This window comes from Butyricimonas sp. BSD2780061689_150309_C8 (assembly GCF_015560935.1).
In the GTDB taxonomy this organism is placed as follows: Bacteria; Bacteroidota; Bacteroidia; order Bacteroidales; family Marinifilaceae; genus Butyricimonas; species Butyricimonas paravirosa.
On sequence record NZ_JADMSV010000030.1, the window covers coordinates 39,091 to 56,867 of the forward strand.

Annotated in this window: 15 protein-coding genes; 9 read left to right on the forward strand and 6 right to left on the reverse strand. The window is 44.2% G+C overall.

The genetic code is table 11. The annotated features are described in order from the left end of the window. Positions 1-3 precede the first annotated feature (3 nt). From I2I33_RS17750 to I2I33_RS17770, 5 genes are all read right to left on the reverse strand, one after another. Complete coding sequence (locus I2I33_RS17750; RefSeq protein ID WP_087422019.1) at positions 4-1,227, reverse strand: DUF4929 family protein; 1,224 nt, start codon at positions 1,225-1,227, stop codon at positions 4-6. A gap of 30 nt (positions 1,228-1,257) precedes the next feature. Then, positions 1,258-2,637: a RagB/SusD family nutrient uptake outer membrane protein gene (locus tag I2I33_RS17755; protein WP_087422018.1), complete on the reverse strand. Its 1,380-nt coding sequence runs from the start codon at positions 2,635-2,637 to the stop codon at positions 1,258-1,260. A gap of 10 nt (positions 2,638-2,647) precedes the next feature. Beyond that, positions 2,648-5,962: a SusC/RagA family TonB-linked outer membrane protein gene (locus tag I2I33_RS17760; protein WP_087422017.1), complete on the reverse strand. Its 3,315-nt coding sequence runs from the start codon at positions 5,960-5,962 to the stop codon at positions 2,648-2,650. 14 nt (positions 5,963-5,976) lie between these two features. Beyond that, entirely contained in the window at positions 5,977-7,152 is a 1,176-nt protein-coding gene (locus I2I33_RS17765) for a FecR family protein (RefSeq protein ID WP_158572043.1), read from the reverse strand. Positions 7,153-7,307: 155 nt separating this feature from the next. After that, a complete protein-coding gene (locus tag I2I33_RS17770) occupies positions 7,308-7,871 on the reverse strand; it encodes a sigma-70 family RNA polymerase sigma factor (RefSeq protein ID WP_087422015.1) in 564 nt (187 codons plus the stop codon). 100 nt (positions 7,872-7,971) lie between these two features. Here I2I33_RS17770 and I2I33_RS17775 point away from each other — a divergent pair, with 100 nt between their 5' ends. Both I2I33_RS17775 and I2I33_RS17780 read left to right on the forward strand, forming a co-directional pair. Then, positions 7,972-8,622, forward strand: a complete 651-nt coding sequence (locus tag I2I33_RS17775) for a helix-turn-helix domain-containing protein (protein WP_087422014.1) — start codon at positions 7,972-7,974, stop codon at positions 8,620-8,622. A gap of 140 nt (positions 8,623-8,762) precedes the next feature. Then, positions 8,763-10,037: an ATP-binding protein gene (locus I2I33_RS17780; protein ID WP_087422013.1), complete on the forward strand. Its 1,275-nt coding sequence runs from the start codon at positions 8,763-8,765 to the stop codon at positions 10,035-10,037. A 63-nt stretch (positions 10,038-10,100) separates the two neighbouring features. Here the strand turns inward: I2I33_RS17780 and lpxB are convergent, their stop codons facing one another. Further along, entirely contained in the window at positions 10,101-11,237 is a 1,137-nt protein-coding gene (lpxB, locus tag I2I33_RS17785) for a lipid-A-disaccharide synthase (RefSeq protein ID WP_087422012.1), read from the reverse strand. 252 nt (positions 11,238-11,489) lie between these two features. Here lpxB and I2I33_RS17790 point away from each other — a divergent pair, with 252 nt between their 5' ends. From I2I33_RS17790 to nhaA, 7 genes are all read left to right on the forward strand, one after another. Continuing rightward, positions 11,490-12,383 carry a helix-turn-helix domain-containing protein gene (locus I2I33_RS17790; protein WP_087422232.1) on the forward strand — a complete coding sequence of 298 codons (894 nt, stop codon included), beginning with the start codon at positions 11,490-11,492 and terminating at the stop codon, positions 12,381-12,383. 149 nt (positions 12,384-12,532) lie between these two features. After that, entirely contained in the window at positions 12,533-12,736 is a 204-nt protein-coding gene (locus tag I2I33_RS17795; RefSeq protein WP_255378870.1) for a DUF3791 domain-containing protein, read from the forward strand. Next, on the forward strand, positions 12,733-12,990 hold the full coding sequence (locus tag I2I33_RS17800; RefSeq protein ID WP_229128368.1) for a hypothetical protein: 258 nt from the start codon (positions 12,733-12,735) through the stop codon (positions 12,988-12,990). Before I2I33_RS17795 ends, I2I33_RS17800 begins: the two co-directional genes overlap by 4 nt. Before the next feature lie 48 nt (positions 12,991-13,038). Next, positions 13,039-14,319 carry a tRNA (N(6)-L-threonylcarbamoyladenosine(37)-C(2))-methylthiotransferase MtaB gene (mtaB, locus tag I2I33_RS17805; protein ID WP_087422010.1) on the forward strand — a complete coding sequence of 427 codons (1,281 nt, stop codon included), beginning with the start codon at positions 13,039-13,041 and terminating at the stop codon, positions 14,317-14,319. Positions 14,320-14,427: 108 nt separating this feature from the next. After that, entirely contained in the window at positions 14,428-15,444 is a 1,017-nt protein-coding gene (locus I2I33_RS17810) for a GDP-mannose 4,6-dehydratase (protein WP_087422009.1), read from the forward strand. Continuing rightward, positions 15,441-16,262, forward strand: a complete 822-nt coding sequence (locus I2I33_RS17815; protein WP_087422008.1) for an EFR1 family ferrodoxin — start codon at positions 15,441-15,443, stop codon at positions 16,260-16,262. Before I2I33_RS17810 ends, I2I33_RS17815 begins: the two co-directional genes overlap by 4 nt. 61 nt (positions 16,263-16,323) lie before the next feature. Continuing rightward, positions 16,324-17,667, forward strand: coding sequence for a Na+/H+ antiporter NhaA (gene nhaA, locus I2I33_RS17820; RefSeq protein ID WP_087422007.1), 1,344 nt, complete (start codon positions 16,324-16,326; stop codon positions 17,665-17,667). Positions 17,668-17,777 lie beyond the last annotated feature (110 nt).

Sequence of the window (17,777 nt, forward strand, 5' to 3'; positions counted from 1 at the left end):
CGACTACTCAGATAAAGTGTATTCTACTCTAATAATGCTGTATCCTCCGGCACTATAATGATCAAAATTAAACTGGAACGTCAACTTATTACCTGTCAATATTCCCTGAGGTTCAATCCAATTACCATCTTCCCAGTAATCTTCATCTATTCCCGAATAGAACAGATATTGGGTAGGGTCGAGAGTGGCTCCATACTCCACATATTCTTGTGCAAGTTCATTATCTCCTGTATCCAACATCTCTTTCAAACGATTCCATGCAGAATAATCATAAGCAAAAGGAACAATGGTTATCAATTCTGTTTCATCCCATATATCAGGTCTTTCCCCCAGAAATTCTACATTTGATACACCGTTTTGGGGAAGATCAACACGGATATTATCCAACGTCATCTCAAAAGTTTCCAGACTTGTTTTAGAAAGCCCGATTAATTCCATCATTGCCATATAAGGATTTACCTCCCCTTCTCCAGGATCATAATACCAAAACATATCATTTTCAACCGTCTCCTTACGCAACATATCATACATAAACTCGGTCAAGCCCATCGGATTATTCGTCATTTTAAGTATCGGTTGTTCAGCCGTTGCGTCTTCACTCAACGTAATCACGGTCTTTCCGGTATACACCTTCTTCATCCCGTTAATTAAAGATTCCAAGCCATCCGTAGGTGGTACCTCCACGCTCACCCTTACCGGGATCACTCCTATCCACTTACTCAAATCCAACCCTTTCGCCTTGTACCCTTCCAGCAATGCCTGTTGTTCTTCGGTTAAATCCTCGGCCTCCATATAAGGTTTCACGACAACACGCAACACCTCCTCCACTTTCCCCATATCCGCTTCCGGCAATGGATATTTTACTCCTATTTCCAAATATACCTTATCCTCCACACCCTCCTTATCATTTGAGATAATTTCAAAATCCACACTCTTTTCTCCCGCCGGAATGGTCACAACGGCAGGATTCACGGTCACCAAGTTTTCCACCCCTTCCGTCAGGTATTTCACGTCAATTTCCAGAGACACGTCTTTATCATAGGCACGTATCAACATTAACGTCGCCTTCAAAGGCTCATTGTCCATTGCCAATATTACCGGATCTCCCTCTGTTCTGATATATATCGAATTCTTCCCCATATATTCTCTCTCGTCCGATTCCGAACAACCGGAAAAAGCGGCGATCAACAATAAAAGCATGATTTGCAATTTTCCCATGGTACTCATAACTAACCTTTTATAATTTATACCTATACTTCACACAGCCAAAACCGGCCATCCTTCATTCTGTTTGACCAACGTGTTATACCTATATTCACTTGCCGGAATCGGTAAGGTCCAACGATAGTCGTCTGACTTAATCGTAGCCGACACTTGTTTACCATACACACCGTAGCGTTTGGCCGGAATAGCACATCGTTTCATATCAAAAAAACGGACTCCTTCACCCACAAATTCTTTTTTACGTTCCTCCAGAATTTTATTTATTAACTCATTACCCGATAATTCCGTATTCCACGCGGTAGCTCCCCGTTGTTCCATCATCCGGTTCATCAGGCTCACGGCATCACCACTTCGGTCTGAACGAGCTAAAGCCTCCGCACGCATCAGCCACATTCCGGCAACTCGTGCCATATTCACGTATTTACTCGCAATCTCGTCCCGGTTCATTTTATTATATTTCCCCAGTAAACGAACTTCACGAGCATCCGGCATCACAAACTCCACCTCAGACCATTCTTTCCGAATGTCCCCATCCTCAAATAGTACCTCATCCGTCAGTACCAAGTAATCCCCCTTATCGAAAGTTTCAAAACGAATCTCTTCATAAATCTGGGACAATTGATATTTTGCGAAAATCCGAGCCTCCGAGCCATTGCCACTCCAAAGTGCCTCGTACGCTCCGGCTCCTAACATCGTTTCCGGATACACGGTTTCCAAATCTTCCGTCTGTTCCAATACGGCGGAATAATTACCCGCATACAACTCTAATTCGACCTGTAAATAAGCAATACTCTTATCGGATAGCCAATGTACATTCTTCATTGTATTTTTCTCACTTCTAGCCTCTTTAAGTAATTTCCGAATTTCCTCCACGCAAGCTTTCATAGATGAACGAGGCAAAAAGTCAAGCTCCACCCGGTCTTTCAAAATAATCCCGTCCTTCGACTCATTCCCCTCATAACGAGGAGCAAACAGGCGTAACAAATCAAAGTAACACCATGCTTTCAACCCCTTGGCCTCACAAATAATCCTCTCCTTTTCCTCCACTTCGGTATCATTCAACGTGATCACCCCATCCATCCGGGCCAACAAAGCATTCACCTCAGCCACCACCATGTAATATTCGGTCCATAACGTTCCCGCCAAATCCGTCATTTCAACCTCCCTCCAGTCATACAGATTTTTCAACGTGGCATCCCGGTCTAAATGTTGGGTGGGACAAAAATCATCCGATAGAACCGAGTACTCGAACAAGTGTTGAGGCAATCCCTCGTAAGCAGATGCCAGCAACGAACGAGCCGACAAAACATCCGTTATTGCATCCGGATCGGAAAACTGATCTTCCAACGGTATATTAAGTGAGCAACCTCCCATCAGGAAGCCAACCACACAAATTATTATCCTCCAATTCATATCTTATATATTAAAAACTTACACTCAAATTCAACGTAAATACCGGTTGTTGCGTCCCCACTAACGAACCGGATTCTGGGTCAGACTCCTTGTAACGGGTCAAGGTGAATAGATTGGATGCTTGAAAAGCAACCGACGCGTATTGAATCACATTCTTTGTCTTCTCGATCAACCAATAAGGCAATCTATATCTCAATGACAAGGAAGACATACGCAAATAATCACTACTTCCCACGGTACGGCTGTTAGCATACAATTTCAGATTATCCACGGCTGCCGAGGAATAATAGGGACGATGGTAAATCTTATTTTCATCTCCTTCTTGAAACCACATATTCTCTACCTGCCCTTTGATCGCATTATAATTAGCATCGCTTACCTCTCGCACGTATGAAAAACTGTACGCCTTCTTGCCTCCGAACACGAAGTAAAAATCCACATCCAGATCAAAGTTACCATAGGACACCGAGTAAAAAAAGCTACCGGAATAAGGCGGGGTGGAATGTCCCAAGGCAACCATATCCTCGCGTGTCAGTTTTTCCGTCGCGGCAATCTCTTGTCCATCAGCTCCCCGAAATACCGGAAGCCCCGTCATCGGATTAATCCCTAATGACACGGGACCATATATCATATCATACGATTTTCCAACCTCAAAACTGGGAACCATATCATACTCTGACGTGTACAGGCAGTCCGTGTGATACAAATCCACGACCTTATTCTGGTTGTAGGCAAGATTCAAACGCCCGGACATCCGCCAGTTGTTCCGGTCCACTACTTTTACATACAATTCACCCTCGACACCGCTATTTTCCAGAATACCGATATTCCGTTTCAACGTAGTAAACCCGTTCGAGGCCGGGATAGGTACATCCAGCAAAGCATCTTTTGTACGACGGCGATACCATCCGGCATTCAACGTCACCCGATTCCATAATCCCAAGGAAATTCCCGCATCAATATCAATGGTCTGTTCCGGTTTTAAATCGGCATTATACAACCCCATCAATGATAACAACTGATCGTCCCCATACGAATCCTCGGAATATTGAAACGTAGCCACTGCCGACGAAGGAGAGACGCCCTGTAAACTTGCCGTGCAACCGTAGGATGCTCTTAATTTCAACTCAGTCAATACCCCATTATCCTGCAAAAAAGGATAATTCTTCAACGACCATCCGGCACCGACTGCCCAAGCGGAATTCCAACGTTTATCACTAGGTAATATGGAAGATGCATCACTCTTATATGTTCCGAACAAATCATAGATATTATTCCAGGAATATCCGGCTAAAACTCCTATACCGAGCTGAGCCGTCTTCTCATTCTTTGAAGTGAATGATGGTTTCCGGTTACCCTCTATTGATTGATTTACACCTGATGCGGACTGCATCTTCTTAGTCAATCCATAACCTGTAATTCCCAAATTATCATAGCGATCGGAATAAAAGTCAAAATTCGCTCCCAAAGTCAAATCATGTTTTCCAAATGCCCGATTATAAGTCACACGTACATTCGAAGACAGATTCATGGTAGTATTTTTATCTTTTGTCAATTTTCCCCGTTCCCGTTCCGGAACACCGCTTGTAATTTCTGAATACGCGGTTGGAGGCGTAATTCCCAGTTTCTCCGACAACACGTAATCAATACCTGCGACGGCAGCAATCTCCAACCCTTCGATTCCCCGAAAGTTTATACTTCCTGAAACACCGGCCCGTTTATCTGATGATTCTTCACTATATTGGTTGAACAAATCTGCGTACGTTCTTCCCGGAAAGGAAACCAACTCCGAGTTCACATCTTTCGTTTCATAAGGATTCAACTGATACACTAAATCCGTCGGAGAATAACTCGTACCATTCGGCGTGTTCGTGAGGGAATACCCGCCATTGACACTCAAAGATGCATACAACTTTGGGGTTACCTCCTGATCCACGCTCAACCGTGCCGTTACCCGCTTAATATCGTTTCCGGGAATACGCCCTCCCTGTTGCGAATAATTCAAAGAGGCATAAAAACTGGTTTGTTCCGTTCCCCCTCTCGCACTCAAATTATGTTCCTGATAGAAATTATTACGCAATAACTCTTTGAACCAGTCCGTATTAATACGTGACAAGGAATCCAGTATTTGCTGCCCTCTGGCAATTAAACTCTGCAAATTCGGATCATTCGCATGATATTTCCGATAGTAATCTTCACTGTATCGATACCCCGGAGTTGCTGTATTTTCCAGTCGACGTTCTAATTCCAGCTTTTCTCTCGAATCCATCATATCTACCCCCCGACGTCCCCGAAGAGTCACACCCCCACTGAAACTATAATTATATACCATTTTCCCGGCTGTACCTCGTTGGGAGGTGATTTCCAGCACCCCGTTTGCCGCCTTGATTCCATACAGCGCACAAGCCGCAGCATCTTTCAACACTTTAATCTCCTTTATATCATTGGGATTCAAAGTTAAAAAAGCATCTGATGAAATCACTTGACCATCCAGAACATACAAAGGTTCGTTTGCCGCATCTCCCGCCCGCAAAGAAGACGTTCCGCGAATACGAATTTCCGGTTTACTACCCAAATCTCCTTTGTTGGTCACAATTAATCCCGGAGCCATACCTTGTAGGGCAAGCGCCATATCCAACACGGGTTTATTGTTCATGCGCCGGACATCCACTTCATTCACCACCCCCGTTTTAGCCCGCACATCAATCTCGTTAATATTTGCCCGGGCCCTTACCTGTACTTCGTCCATCTCGTTATAACTGTCCTTCAACACGACATTCATAAAACGATCGCCCGTATATTTAATCTCTTTTGTCTTTTTACCGATAAAGGTAAACACGACCTCCATGCCCATCACGTCAGGTACGACCAATGAATAATTCCCGTCTATTCCTGTCACGGTACCCACTGTTGTTCCTTTGATAAAAACATTTACTCCCGGTAATGCTGCCCCCTCTTCATCATTCACCTGTCCTTGGATCTTGACCGTTTTGGAAGCCGCCTCCGGAGTTCCTTTTGCATATAATATAACTGTCTTGTCCTTTATTTTATAGGTAAGATCTGAACCCTTCAAGGCAATATTCAACACAGAATCCAACGTAACTTCTTTCACCTGAATAGTCATTTTCTTCAAGTTCATAACCATTGCATTGTTAAAGAAAAAGGTGTAATCTGACTGTTTCTTGATTTGGTCTGTCAACTGGGCAAATGAACCATTCTTCAAATTAATTGTTAGTTTTTTCTGTTGGGCAAACACACTCCCCCCAAACATAAACACGAACAACAAGCCCCATAAAATACGCCTGAAAACATACTTACCTTTCATAGTTCCTAATTTTTTCAATGTACAATAATACTTTGTCCTTCTATCGTGAAATGCACGTCACTCGTAAGCTCGATGATCTCCAACACCTCGTTCAAATCTTCATATTTCTTTACATCACCGGTAAATACAATATCTTTCGCCTCTTCCCGGTAGAATTCGACTTTCACATCATACCACCGTGCCAGATTACGCATCAGATCCTCCAGACGCATATCTTTAAAGACCAAACGTCCCGATCTCCAAGCAGTAAACAATGCTGTCTCTACCTTGTATTTTTCCATTCCTTTCCCCCCGGTCAAACAAACCTGTTCGCCCGGCACCATTCTCACCTTTTCTCCTTTATCCATAGATTCTACCTCTACCACACCTTCCTCCAAAGTTGTCCACGTTTTGCCCTCTTCCGCATAAGCACACACATCAAAAGAAGTTCCCAACACGCTCACTTTAGCCTGCACGGTTTCTACCACGAAAGGACGACTTATATCACGAGCGACCTCGAAATAAGCCTCTCCTTCCAAAATCACCTTACGAATCCCGCTTGCAAATACCACCGGATATTTCAATCGTGTCGCTGCATTCAACCACACTTTGGTCCCATCCTCTAAAGTCATAAAATACTCTCCTCCCCGCGGAACCTCCAACATATGAAATGCATCTTGCACGCCCGCACCCGACAGCGATTTGCCATCATAACTGATCCGCCCGGAATCCGCACTAATCTTCATTCCCCCGTCCTCTATACTTCTTTCTCCCCAATCCAGGACCTGCCTTTCTCCCGACGACAAGACTAATACGGCTTGAGATTTCCCAGCTTTCACCGTTATCGGTTCCTCCGTCTTCTCTTCTTTTATGTCCTCCTTGGAAAGTAACGCAACCGCAATTCCCAATGGAACGATAAACATAGCCGCGTACTTCATCCATGTAATCTTTATCCTTCTACGCCTTGCAGATAGTTTATCCTGTCTCACTTTTCTAAATTTTTCCCATGCCCTCATATAATCCAAACGCTCGTATACTTCCGCCTTACGCTCCATCAGCTCGGTCGAACTCCACAGAGCAAACAACTCCCGATGGCGCTCGTCCTCCGTCAACCATTTTTCCAACTCCTGCAATTCCCCTTCTTCCAAACAATCACCTAAAGACTTGGAAATAAACTCTGATATTCTAAGTGCATTTTCTTCCTTATCCATAAACAAATAAATTTTCTTTTCTTCCGTTTCTAACATTCATTTGCCCAGAAACACTTCAGAAAACAAAACGGGGGGATAAGAATTAAAAAAAAATTAAAATTCGATCACAAACGTATTACAAATGTTTGGTCGCAGAAATACCTTAAACCGGGTATTTACGAGAAAAGAATACCTATAAATATTGAGTATATGCCACCTTTTAATTTATTATACAATCTCTTTTTACCGTCCTTTTTATACTCTTTTGCCGTTTCCAGAGAAATTCCCATTAACTCCGCCACTTCTGAGATTTTATACCCTTTTAACGTCAACGACATAACTTTTCCGCATTGCGGTGGCAACTGTTCTATGGTAGTTAAAATTCGTGCAAACACATCCTCTTCCATCATTCGCTCTAAAAACACCTCTTGATTCTCCCCCTCTTCCAACATTTTCATTTCATATTGTCTTCTGATCTTTAAATGACGTAAATAATTCAAGGATTTGTTTCTCACTCCCGTATATAAATATACTTTCAGCGCAATCCGATTATCAAACGCCATCTCTTTATCAAGCAGCGATATAAAGAACTCCTGCACAATATCTTTTGCAACCTCTTCATTCCCCACATACTTCCCCGCAAACAAAACCAATGGAACATAATAATAGTGATAGAGTAACTCGTACGCCTTCTCTTTCCCTTGGTGCAAATAATCCAATAACAGGTCACGCTGATCCATAACTTAAAATTATTTGACAAAGATAACTTAAAATTTCTTTAAACAAAGAACATACAATCCGATTGCAATATCTTTGCAATCGGAGAAAAACAACCAGACTATGATTCAAACAAAAGCCGACTACATACACGCCCGAATTGCAGAGGGAGAACACCAGCAACAGGATTTCAAATTCGAGATTTCCGATGCCCGCAAGATCGCTAAATCCCTTTCCGCATTCTCCAACACCGACGGGGGACGATTACTCGTAGGAGTAAAGGATAACGGCAAGATTGCCGGGGTTCGCTCGGAAGAGGAGATTTACATGATCGAGGCTGCCGCAAAACTTTACTGCAAACCGCAAATAGATTGTGAAATGCACGTCCACACCGTGGAAGGGCGTACTGTTCTCGAAGTCATTGTTCCACCGGGAGAACAGAAACCCTATTGTGCCAAGGATCACGATAACCGCTGGTGGGCCTACATCCGGGTTCGGGATGAAAACATACTTGCCACCCCCGTACATATCAAAGTATGGCAACAAGCCGGAACCCCGAAAGGAGTATTCGTACATTACACGGAAACAGAACAAATGTTACTGGATTACCTTTCTTCACACGACTCAATCACCCTGAACCAGTACTGCCGTATGGCAAAAATATCCCGTCCCAAGGCAGAAAACACGCTAGCCAAATTCATCCGGTTCGAACTCGTCGAACCGTATTTTGACGGGCAGCGTTTCCTTTTCAGACAAAACGAAAAGAGTTCATGATGTAAAGAAATAACAAACTAACAAGAGAATATTGCCAAGTTAGGAAATAAAATATAGCCAAATCAGGAAATAAAAATAAGCCGATTTTGGAAACGATAAATTTTCACCTATTTTTGTTCTATTAAATAGATACGATTATTATGAGCAATTACAAGCAACGGATCATAGACAACTTACTTGCAAGAAAGTTGAGGGGGAAAGGTGCTGTACTTATACAGGGAGCAAAATGGTGTGGCAAGACCACCACGGCAGAACAAATGGCAAAGAGTATTTTGTACATGGATGACCCGCAGAAAAAAGCCCAAAATATTAGGATGGCAGAAATGAATATGCATCGATTACTTGCAGGAGAAACACCACGCTTAATAGATGAATGGCAGCTTGCCCCACAGATATGGGATGCCATACGTTTTGAAGTAGACCACAGGGAGGCTTTGGGACAATTCATCCTCACGGGATCGGCGACTCCCGCTGATAAAAGCAAAATAAGCCATAGCGGCACAGGTCGCTTTGCATGGCTTACCATGCGCCCGATGTCGTTGTTCGAAAGCGGAGATTCAACTGGTGAAGTCAGTCTTGGACAACTCTTTGAAAATTCAGAAACAGTTGACGGTTACACAGACCATGAACTCTGTGACATCGCTTTCTTTATCTGCCGCGGAGGTTGGCCGAGAGCCATTTCTTTGGATAAGGATATAGCCTTAGATCAAGCTCGGGATTACGTGGACGCAGTGACCGATTCAGATATATCCCGTGCCGACAACGTCAATCGGGACCCAGAAGCAGCACGCAGGATCATGCGCTCGTACGCACGCCACCAAGGAGCGCAAGCATCCATCGGAACTATACAGGCAGACATGACAGCCGGAGGGGCTTTTGACATAAGTGACAAGACCATAAATTCATACATCAACGCACTAAAACAAATCTTCGTAATAGAAGATATGCCGGCATGGAACCCTAACCTGCGTTCCAAAACGGCCATACGCACATCAGATACCCGATATTTCGTTGATCCGTCTATTGCCACAGCAGTTTTAGGTATCGGTCCTAATGATTTAATGAACGATCTAAACACCATGGGACTAATGTTTGAAACAATGTGCGTGCGTGATTTACGTATATTTGCTGACGTACTCGATGGGAACGTTTATCACTTCCGAGACAAAAATGGACTGGAGTGTGATGCAGTCGTTCATCTGCGAAACGGGAAATACGGATTGATTGAAATTAAGCTCGGAGGAGAAACGCTCATAAATGAAGGAGCGAAGACTCTGACCTCATTAGCCTCAAAAATTGACACAGATAAAATGAAAGCTCCTGCCTTCAAAATGATTCTCACGGCCACAGGTAATTACGCGTACAGACGAGAAGACGGCATACTGGTAGTACCATCAAGTTGTCTAAAAGATTAGTTTTTTCAACGAGTCCCATATCATCATTTAATGCTCTAATTTTTTACGAGCCATAATTTCAACTCACTCACGGAACTGGGATAACTCGTCAATCATCATTCGGGCAAATCGTTCGGATGCCCCGGCATCACCCAATTTCTCGTTCACCTCATCATACCCGTCCAACATCTGATGTCGTTTCCCTCCTTCCGGAAGGATTGCCGAGAGTTCCCGCAACAGGTTCTTCTCGTTCAATTTCTGCATCAATAATTCGGTCACCACTTCTCGCCCGGCAATCAGGTTTACCAACGAAATATATTTCACTTTAACAAAGGTCTTAAACAGGAAATAACTCAACGCCCCCCCTTCCCCGCTGTAACAAACCACTTGAGGTGTCCGCAAGATCGCAGTTTCCAGCGTGGCCGTTCCTGACGTGACCAAAGCTGCACGAGCCTGTCGTACCAACCGGTAGGTCTGCCCGTAAATTATCCGAACCTTCACGTCTTGCAAATAAGGTGCATAATCCTCGTCACTCATTGACGGGGCTCCCGCTATCACGAACTCATGATCGGGAAAATGTTTTACCATAGTCAGCATCTTCGGCAACACGTGTTTCAATTCCTGCGAACGACTGCCTGCCACCAAAGCGATGATCGGTTTACCGGACAAGCCATTTACCTGCACGAACTCATTAAATGTTTCGTTCTTGAAAGGACGGTCGTGAATAGCATCCACCAACGGATTTCCGGCATACTGCACGGGATAATCATACCGGGCATAAAAATCTACTTCAAACGGGAAAATCACGAACATACGATCCACCAACCGCTTGATCTTCTTCACCCGTCCCGTGTTCCAAGCCCAGATTTTCGGGGAAATATAATAGAACACGGGAATATTCGCATCCTTGATAAATTTAGCCACCCGGAGATTAAAACCACCGTAATCCACGAGGATCACAACATCCGGCTGCCATGCCAGAATATCCTGGTGACAAGCCTCGATATTTGCCTTAATCTTGTCCAGATTTTTCAAGACTGTCAGGAAACCCATGATGGCCGTGTCCTTGTAATGACGAACAATCTCACATCCGGCCTCCCGCATCAAATCACCACCCCACCCGCGGACCTTTGCATCCGGGTCAAACTTTCTCAATCCCTTAATCAGATTAGAGGCGTGCAAATCGCCCGATGCCTCTCCCGCAATAACGTAGTATTTCATTGGCTTTTTTCTATTCTTTGGGCAAAGATAGAAAAAGATTTTTCATTTTATACCTCCCAACCGGCATGTACTGAAATCGAGGGGAAATTCAGATCGCCCACGAATATCACTTACCTCATTGACAAGCAACGATATTACCTGAATCACTGAATTTACCCGAATACTTACCCCGATCACGGTTTCACTCACGGGAAGTACACGGGATCACGAAAAAAGATGTATTTTTGTTGTAGAATCAATCAAATGAAAAACATGGACGAAATACTGAAAATAGACACGATCGAACAATATAATAACTTGTTTGGTTTTCAAACACTACACCCACTAGTGAGTTTGGTTGACTTCGACGCTCCCGAACGCCAAGAAAACTACCGGATGACCATCGGTTTCTATGGTATTTTCCTAAAAGAAACCAAGGGCTGCGTGATCAACTACGGGAAAAGCAACTACGATTACGACGACGAAACTGTCGTCAGTTTTGCCCCCGGACAGACAGTAGGTTTTACCCGGATTGAAGGAGTTCCTCCTAAATCCATCGGTTTGCTGTTCCACCCGGATTTCATACGTGGTACGTCATTAGGGCAAAAAATCAAGAAATACACGTTTTTTTCTTACGAGGCAAACGAGGCTCTCCACCTTTCAGTAGAGGAGCGCTTGGTCGTAACCAATTGCCTGTCTATCGTACGTTCGGAATTACAACACGCCATCGATAAACACACGAAAGGACTGATCTGCACGAACATCGAGCTACTTTTGGACTATTGTATGCGTTTTTACGAACGGCAGTTCATCACCCGTCAAAACATGAATCTGGATGTATTAAGCCGATTCGAAAGATTGATTGATGACTACCTCGATTCTGATCTCGTGGAAAAAAACGGTGTTCCCTCCGTACAATATTTCGCCGACAAGATTTGCCTGTCTCCCAATTATTTCGGTGATCTGGTAAAAAAAGAAACGGGGAAATCGGCAAAAGAATATATCCAGTTAAAAATGCTCGATGTAGCCAAGGAATATTTGTTGCATCCCGAAAAGAGCATCACGCAAGTTGCTTACAAACTGGGATTTCAATACCCACAACACTTCGTTCGTTTTTTCAAAAGGTACGAAGGCATTACCCCCAGTCAATACCGGGTTAGCAGTTGATAATACCTTAACAAGAACTGATCACGAATATAAAACTCCAATTTCCATGCTCTCATTCATTATAAATTTCTTATTTTTGCAATTAGATGAACACATGATAAGAACTGATTTTGGGAGAACGATATTATTATGGATAAAAAAAATTAGATATAGCCTATTTCCTTTCATTTTGTATTGAACAATACAAAATGAAACAAGGATTATCTGGTGAAGAGGCGATTAGCTTGTTCGAAAAATATAACGTCTTATCATACTTATCGGATAACTTTGAAGTATTACATACACAAAGTCAACAATGGCTGATGGAAGAAATCAAAGAATACATTACCAAACAAAAGAAGGCAAATCAATGAAACTATACCATGGTAGTTTAGATAAAGATATTCTAATGAACCGGGAAATTACAGACAAAAATCTTTACTTGTTACTGCCTTCCAAAGTCAGCCTTTTTGTACAACTGTATATAAAAGAACATGGCGGTTCTATCATAGATGCCATTCGACAATTTTATCACTCCAATACTTACAAGGCGCTAGAGAAAGAGAACACCAAATTATGGCATTATGGTTCCGTAGCTTTATACGAGGAATTCATGGATAAGAAATGAAAAAACTCTATCTTTGCCCCTCGCTAGCAAATTTAAAGTAGATCGCATATGAACATTGTTGGGAAGAGAGTGGCATACATCACATTAGGATGCAAGTTGAATTTCTCCGAAACCTCCACGATCAAGCACAGCCTTGAACAAGAAGGAGCCGTGACTGTGGGAGAAAAAGATGGTGCGGATATATTCGTGATTAACACGTGTAGCGTCACGGATATTGCAGAGAAAAAAGGACGGCAGATGATCCGGAAAATCATCCACCGAAATCCCGGAGCCTACATTGTCGTGGTGGGTTGTTATGCCCAACTCAGAGCGCGAGAAATCATGAACATTGAAGGAGTCCATCTGGTACTCAACGCACGAGACAAGTTCAACGTGGCCCACTATTTGAACCACCTCGAAGAACAGGAACGGCACGAACCACATTCTTGCGATATTTTCGGGGTTAAAAACTTCGATCTTGCATACTCGTACGGGGACAGAACCCGGTGTTTCCTGAAAATTCAAGACGGATGCGACTATTTCTGCTCTTACTGCACAATTCCCTTCGCTCGCGGACGTAGCCGTAGTGCTGCCATCCAAGACGTGATCAAGGCTGCCCGTGACGTGGCATCCAAGGGTATCAAGGAAATCATTCTCACGGGAGTAAACACGGGAGATTTCGGGAGAGAGACAGGGGAAACATTCCTCGAATTGATACGGACACTGGATGAGCTGGAAGAAATCCAGCGTTTCCGAATCTCCTCCATCGAACCCAACCTACTGACAGATGACATCATTCATTTCGTGGCCTCCTCCCAGCGTTTCATGCCACACTTCCACGTACCTCTTCAATCCGGAAGTAACGAAGTGTTACACTTGATGAGGCGACGCTACGAACGAGAACTTTTTGCCGAGAAAGTGCAGGAAATCAAGACACTTATTCCCGATGCCTTTATCGGGGTGGACGTGATTGCCGGAATGCGCGGAGAAACACCGGAGGCCTTCGAAGATGCCCGCCAATTCATTGCCGGACTGGATGTTTCCCAGTTACACGTGTTCCCTTATTCGGAACGTTCCGGAACAAAAGCACTGGACATCCCGTATATAGTTCCGCAAGCGGAAAAGCATCGTCGGGTGAACGTACTCCTAGACATTTCCGAACAGAAGTTGCACGATTTCTACACGGCACACGTGGGGCAAACCCGTCCGGTGCTGTTTGAAGAAAGCGACATTGCCGGATCAATCGGCGGATTCACGGACAACTACATCCGGGTGGAAGTCCCCTATGACCCTTCCCTCGCAAACCGGATCGTGCCCGTGGAGCTAAAAACCGACATTTTCGGCTCGTAAATGCCGGACTTCACGCGGCATAAACCTCCGGAAGAATACAAACTTTACGGAGTAATTTTATATTTTTGTTGCCGTAAAAATTGTATTTAAAATAAAAAACAAGGTATTATGAATGTCTTAGTTACTGGAACAGCGGGGTTTATCGGTTTTTATCTTGTTCAGAAATTACTGGATGCAGGACACACCGTTTATGGAATCGATTCCATCAACCATTATTACGATGTTGCCTTGAAACACGACCGCCTGCACGCCTGTGGCATAGACCATCCCGTTCCCGGCAAAGAAATCGTATCTTCCCTGAACACGAATTACACGTTCTGCCAATTGGACCTGTGTGACGCCGAGGCCATTCATAAATTATTCACCACACATGCTTTCGACTGCGTGGTGAACCTTGCCGCACAAGCCGGAGTACGGTATAGCTTGAAACACCCGGAAAGTTACGTGCAAAGTAACGTGATGGGATTCATTAATTTACTGGAATCCTGTAAAAAGACGAACTGTAAGAAATTCATATACGCCTCGTCCTCTTCCGTCTACGGGAACAATCAATCCGTTCCTTTCAAGGAGACGGACACCGTGGATCACCCGATCAGCATTTACGCTGCCACGAAAAAGAGTGACGAGTTGATGGCAAATGCTTACGCTCATCTCTACGGCATACAAACCATCGGTTTACGATTTTTCACGGTATACGGTCCCTTCGGGCGTCCGGATATGGCTCCCATGCTTTTTGCCAACGCCATTCAACATGACGAGGTGATTCGCATTTTTAATAACGGGAATCTCTCCAGAGATTTCACCTATATCGAAGACATCGTGACAGGAATCGAGAAAATCGTGTCAACACCGGGAATCCTGCGGGAAGATGTACCCGGCACCCCCGCCACGATATACAATATCGGGCATGGTACCCCCATCCAGCTTATGGACTTCGTCCACTTGCTGGAAAAGAACCTAGGAAAAGAGGCCCGTAAAGAGTTTGTCGGGATGCAGCCGGGAGACGTTTACCAAACATGGGCCGATACTACCCGCTTGCAGGAAGACTACGGGTATACCCCGCAAATATCACTCGAAACAGGAATTACCCGCTTTGCCGAATGGTTCAAATCATATAACAAATGACAATAATCAACAAGATCCGGGCCGTGTACTTCAGCCCGACAGGGACAACCCGCAAGATTGTAACCGCCACGGCCAAGGGCCTTTCAAGGGCATTAAAAACCGATCTCGAAGAATACGATTTTACCTTACCCAAGGCAAGGACACAATCCTTGCGATTCATGGACTCCGATCTCGTAGTGTTTGGCACCCCGGTATACGCCGGGCGAGTTCCAAACGTACTGTTACCCTACTTGAACACGATGCTAGGCAACGGGGCTTTAGCCGTTCCAGTCGTGCTGTTCGGAAACCGGGATTACGACGATGCGCTAATCGAATTACGAGACATTCTTGAAAACAACGGACTCCACACAATAGCTGCAGGGGCATTCGTGGGTGAACACTCTTTCTCCCGGATACTGGCAAAAGACAGGCCGGACATGAAAGACATGGATATAGTGGATGAATTCGTTCGCAAAATCTGTGAAAAATACAAGACAGACACGCTATCACACCCCATTCCGGTTTCCGGAACCCCATATCCCTACCGAGGATATTACACACCTCGTGACCGACAAGGCACCCCGGTAGACATCCGTAAAGTGAAACCGCTTACCAACGACCGTTGTAATGACTGCAAGCGTTGCGCAAAAGTATGCCCCATGGGATCTATAAGCTATGAAAATGTAAGAGAATTTACAGGAATCTGTATCAAATGTGGGGCGTGTATCAAGAAATGCCCAAAACAGGCAAAATATTATGAAGACGCGGGATATTTATATCACCAGCACGAATTGGAAGAAGGATTGACCCGACGTGCAGAAAACACCCTTTTTATTTGAAAATTTGTACAACTTTTATTAAATTTGCAGCACACAACATAGTCAACCAATAAACAGGACAATGGTCAAAGAAATATTTAAATTCTCCATTAGAAGACTGATTCAAACGAAAATAAATGGAGGGATAGTTCTCTTATTCGTGGCCCTTGCCGCCATGCTTATCGCTAATTCCCCTTTACAGGAATATTACAATATTTTACTTTCTAAAAACATCACACTCACGATCGGAAGTTTCAATCTCTTTGATCGTCATGATGGCAATCCAATGACATTGCTGGATTTCATTAACGACGCCCTCATGGCTATCTTTTTCTTCTCGGTAGGATTAGAGATCAAACGGGAACTACTTGTTGGGGAACTCTCCTCTCCCCGGAAAGCCTTACTTCCGGTTGTGGCAGCCTGCGGGGGCATGATCATCCCGGTCCTGCTTTTCTGGCTGATCAGTCCATCCGGTCCTGCCATGCGGGGAGCTGCCATACCCATGGCAACGGACATCGCTTTTTCTCTAGGCGTTCTCTCACTCCTAGGCAAGAAAGTCCCCTTGAGCCTGAAGATATTTCTCACCGCCTTTGCCGTCGTGGATGATATCGGTGGGATTATCATTATCGCTCTGTTTTACAGTTCGCATCTGGTCGTGGAGTATTTAATCGCTGCCATAATTATTGTCGCACTCCTATATATCGGCGGACGACAGGGGATTCATAACAAATTGTTTTTCATATTCTTCGGTATCGTCGTTTGGTGCCTGTTCATTAATGCCGGAATCCATCCCACAATTGCGGGAGTCATCGTGGCATTTACTGTACCGGCTCGTCCGAAACTACATATATACAAGTACGTGAACAGCATCCGGGAAAGTTTGAAAAGACTACCGGAGAATTCAAATGACATCATATTAAGTAACTCGGAACTTTCCATATTGAAAAATATCGAATCAGCCTCGGATAAAGTAGTTAGTCCCCTGCAAGCCATGGATGACGATCTGCGTACCCTTGTGAATTACGTGGTAATGCCCCTTTTCGCATTCGCTAATGCCAGTATCTCATTCGAAGGATTCACGCTTGCCTCTTTAGAAGGCGTATCAGTAACGATTTTTGTTTCCCTTGTACTCGGAAAACTCATCGGCATCTTCTCGTTCACCTACGTCTTTATAAAATGCGGCTGGTTAACTATGCCGGACAAAATGGATATGCACTCCCTTTTCGGAGTATCTCTATTAGGAGGAATCGGATTTACCGTGTCTCTATTTATCGCTACTCTTTCCTACACGGGAATGGGCGCAGAAGGAGCCATTTTATTGAATCAGGCAAAAATCGGCATCATCGGAGGCTCCCTGTTTGCTGGAATTTGCGGTTATTTCTACTTGAAATATGCCTTGAATAAAAAAACTCAAAAATCGCTTTGAAAGTCAAATAAAGTCCTTATATTTGCATCCGCATTGGAGAGGTGGCAGAGTGGTCGATTGCGGCGGTCTTGAAAACCGTTGTACTGCGAGGTACCGGGGGTTCGAATCCC

What these genes read in the sequence shown, in the direction of transcription:
- I2I33_RS17750 (WP_087422019.1), bottom strand. Translation starts at nt 1,227, where the DNA reads ATGAGTACCATGGGAAAATTGCAAATCATGCTTTTATTGTTGATCGCC.
- I2I33_RS17755 (WP_087422018.1), bottom strand. Translation starts at nt 2,637, where the DNA reads ATGAATTGGAGGATAATAATTTGTGTGGTTGGCTTCCTGATGGGAGGT.
- I2I33_RS17760 (WP_087422017.1), bottom strand. Translation starts at nt 5,962, where the DNA reads ATGAAAGGTAAGTATGTTTTCAGGCGTATTTTATGGGGCTTGTTGTTC.
- I2I33_RS17765 (WP_158572043.1), bottom strand. Translation starts at nt 7,152, where the DNA reads ATGGATAAGGAAGAAAATGCACTTAGAATATCAGAGTTTATTTCCAAG.
- I2I33_RS17770 (WP_087422015.1), bottom strand. Translation starts at nt 7,871, where the DNA reads ATGGATCAGCGTGACCTGTTATTGGATTATTTGCACCAAGGGAAAGAG.
- I2I33_RS17775 (WP_087422014.1), top strand. Translation starts at nt 7,972, where the DNA reads ATGATTCAAACAAAAGCCGACTACATACACGCCCGAATTGCAGAGGGA.
- I2I33_RS17780 (WP_087422013.1), top strand. Translation starts at nt 8,763, where the DNA reads ATGAGCAATTACAAGCAACGGATCATAGACAACTTACTTGCAAGAAAG.
- lpxB (WP_087422012.1), bottom strand. Translation starts at nt 11,237, where the DNA reads ATGAAATACTACGTTATTGCGGGAGAGGCATCGGGCGATTTGCACGCC.
- I2I33_RS17790 (WP_087422232.1), top strand. Translation starts at nt 11,490, where the DNA reads ATGGACGAAATACTGAAAATAGACACGATCGAACAATATAATAACTTG.
- I2I33_RS17800 (WP_229128368.1), top strand. Translation starts at nt 12,733, where the DNA reads ATGAAACTATACCATGGTAGTTTAGATAAAGATATTCTAATGAACCGG.
- mtaB (WP_087422010.1), top strand. Translation starts at nt 13,039, where the DNA reads ATGAACATTGTTGGGAAGAGAGTGGCATACATCACATTAGGATGCAAG.
- I2I33_RS17810 (WP_087422009.1), top strand. Translation starts at nt 14,428, where the DNA reads ATGAATGTCTTAGTTACTGGAACAGCGGGGTTTATCGGTTTTTATCTT.
- I2I33_RS17815 (WP_087422008.1), top strand. Translation starts at nt 15,441, where the DNA reads ATGACAATAATCAACAAGATCCGGGCCGTGTACTTCAGCCCGACAGGG.
- nhaA (WP_087422007.1), top strand. Translation starts at nt 16,324, where the DNA reads ATGGTCAAAGAAATATTTAAATTCTCCATTAGAAGACTGATTCAAACG.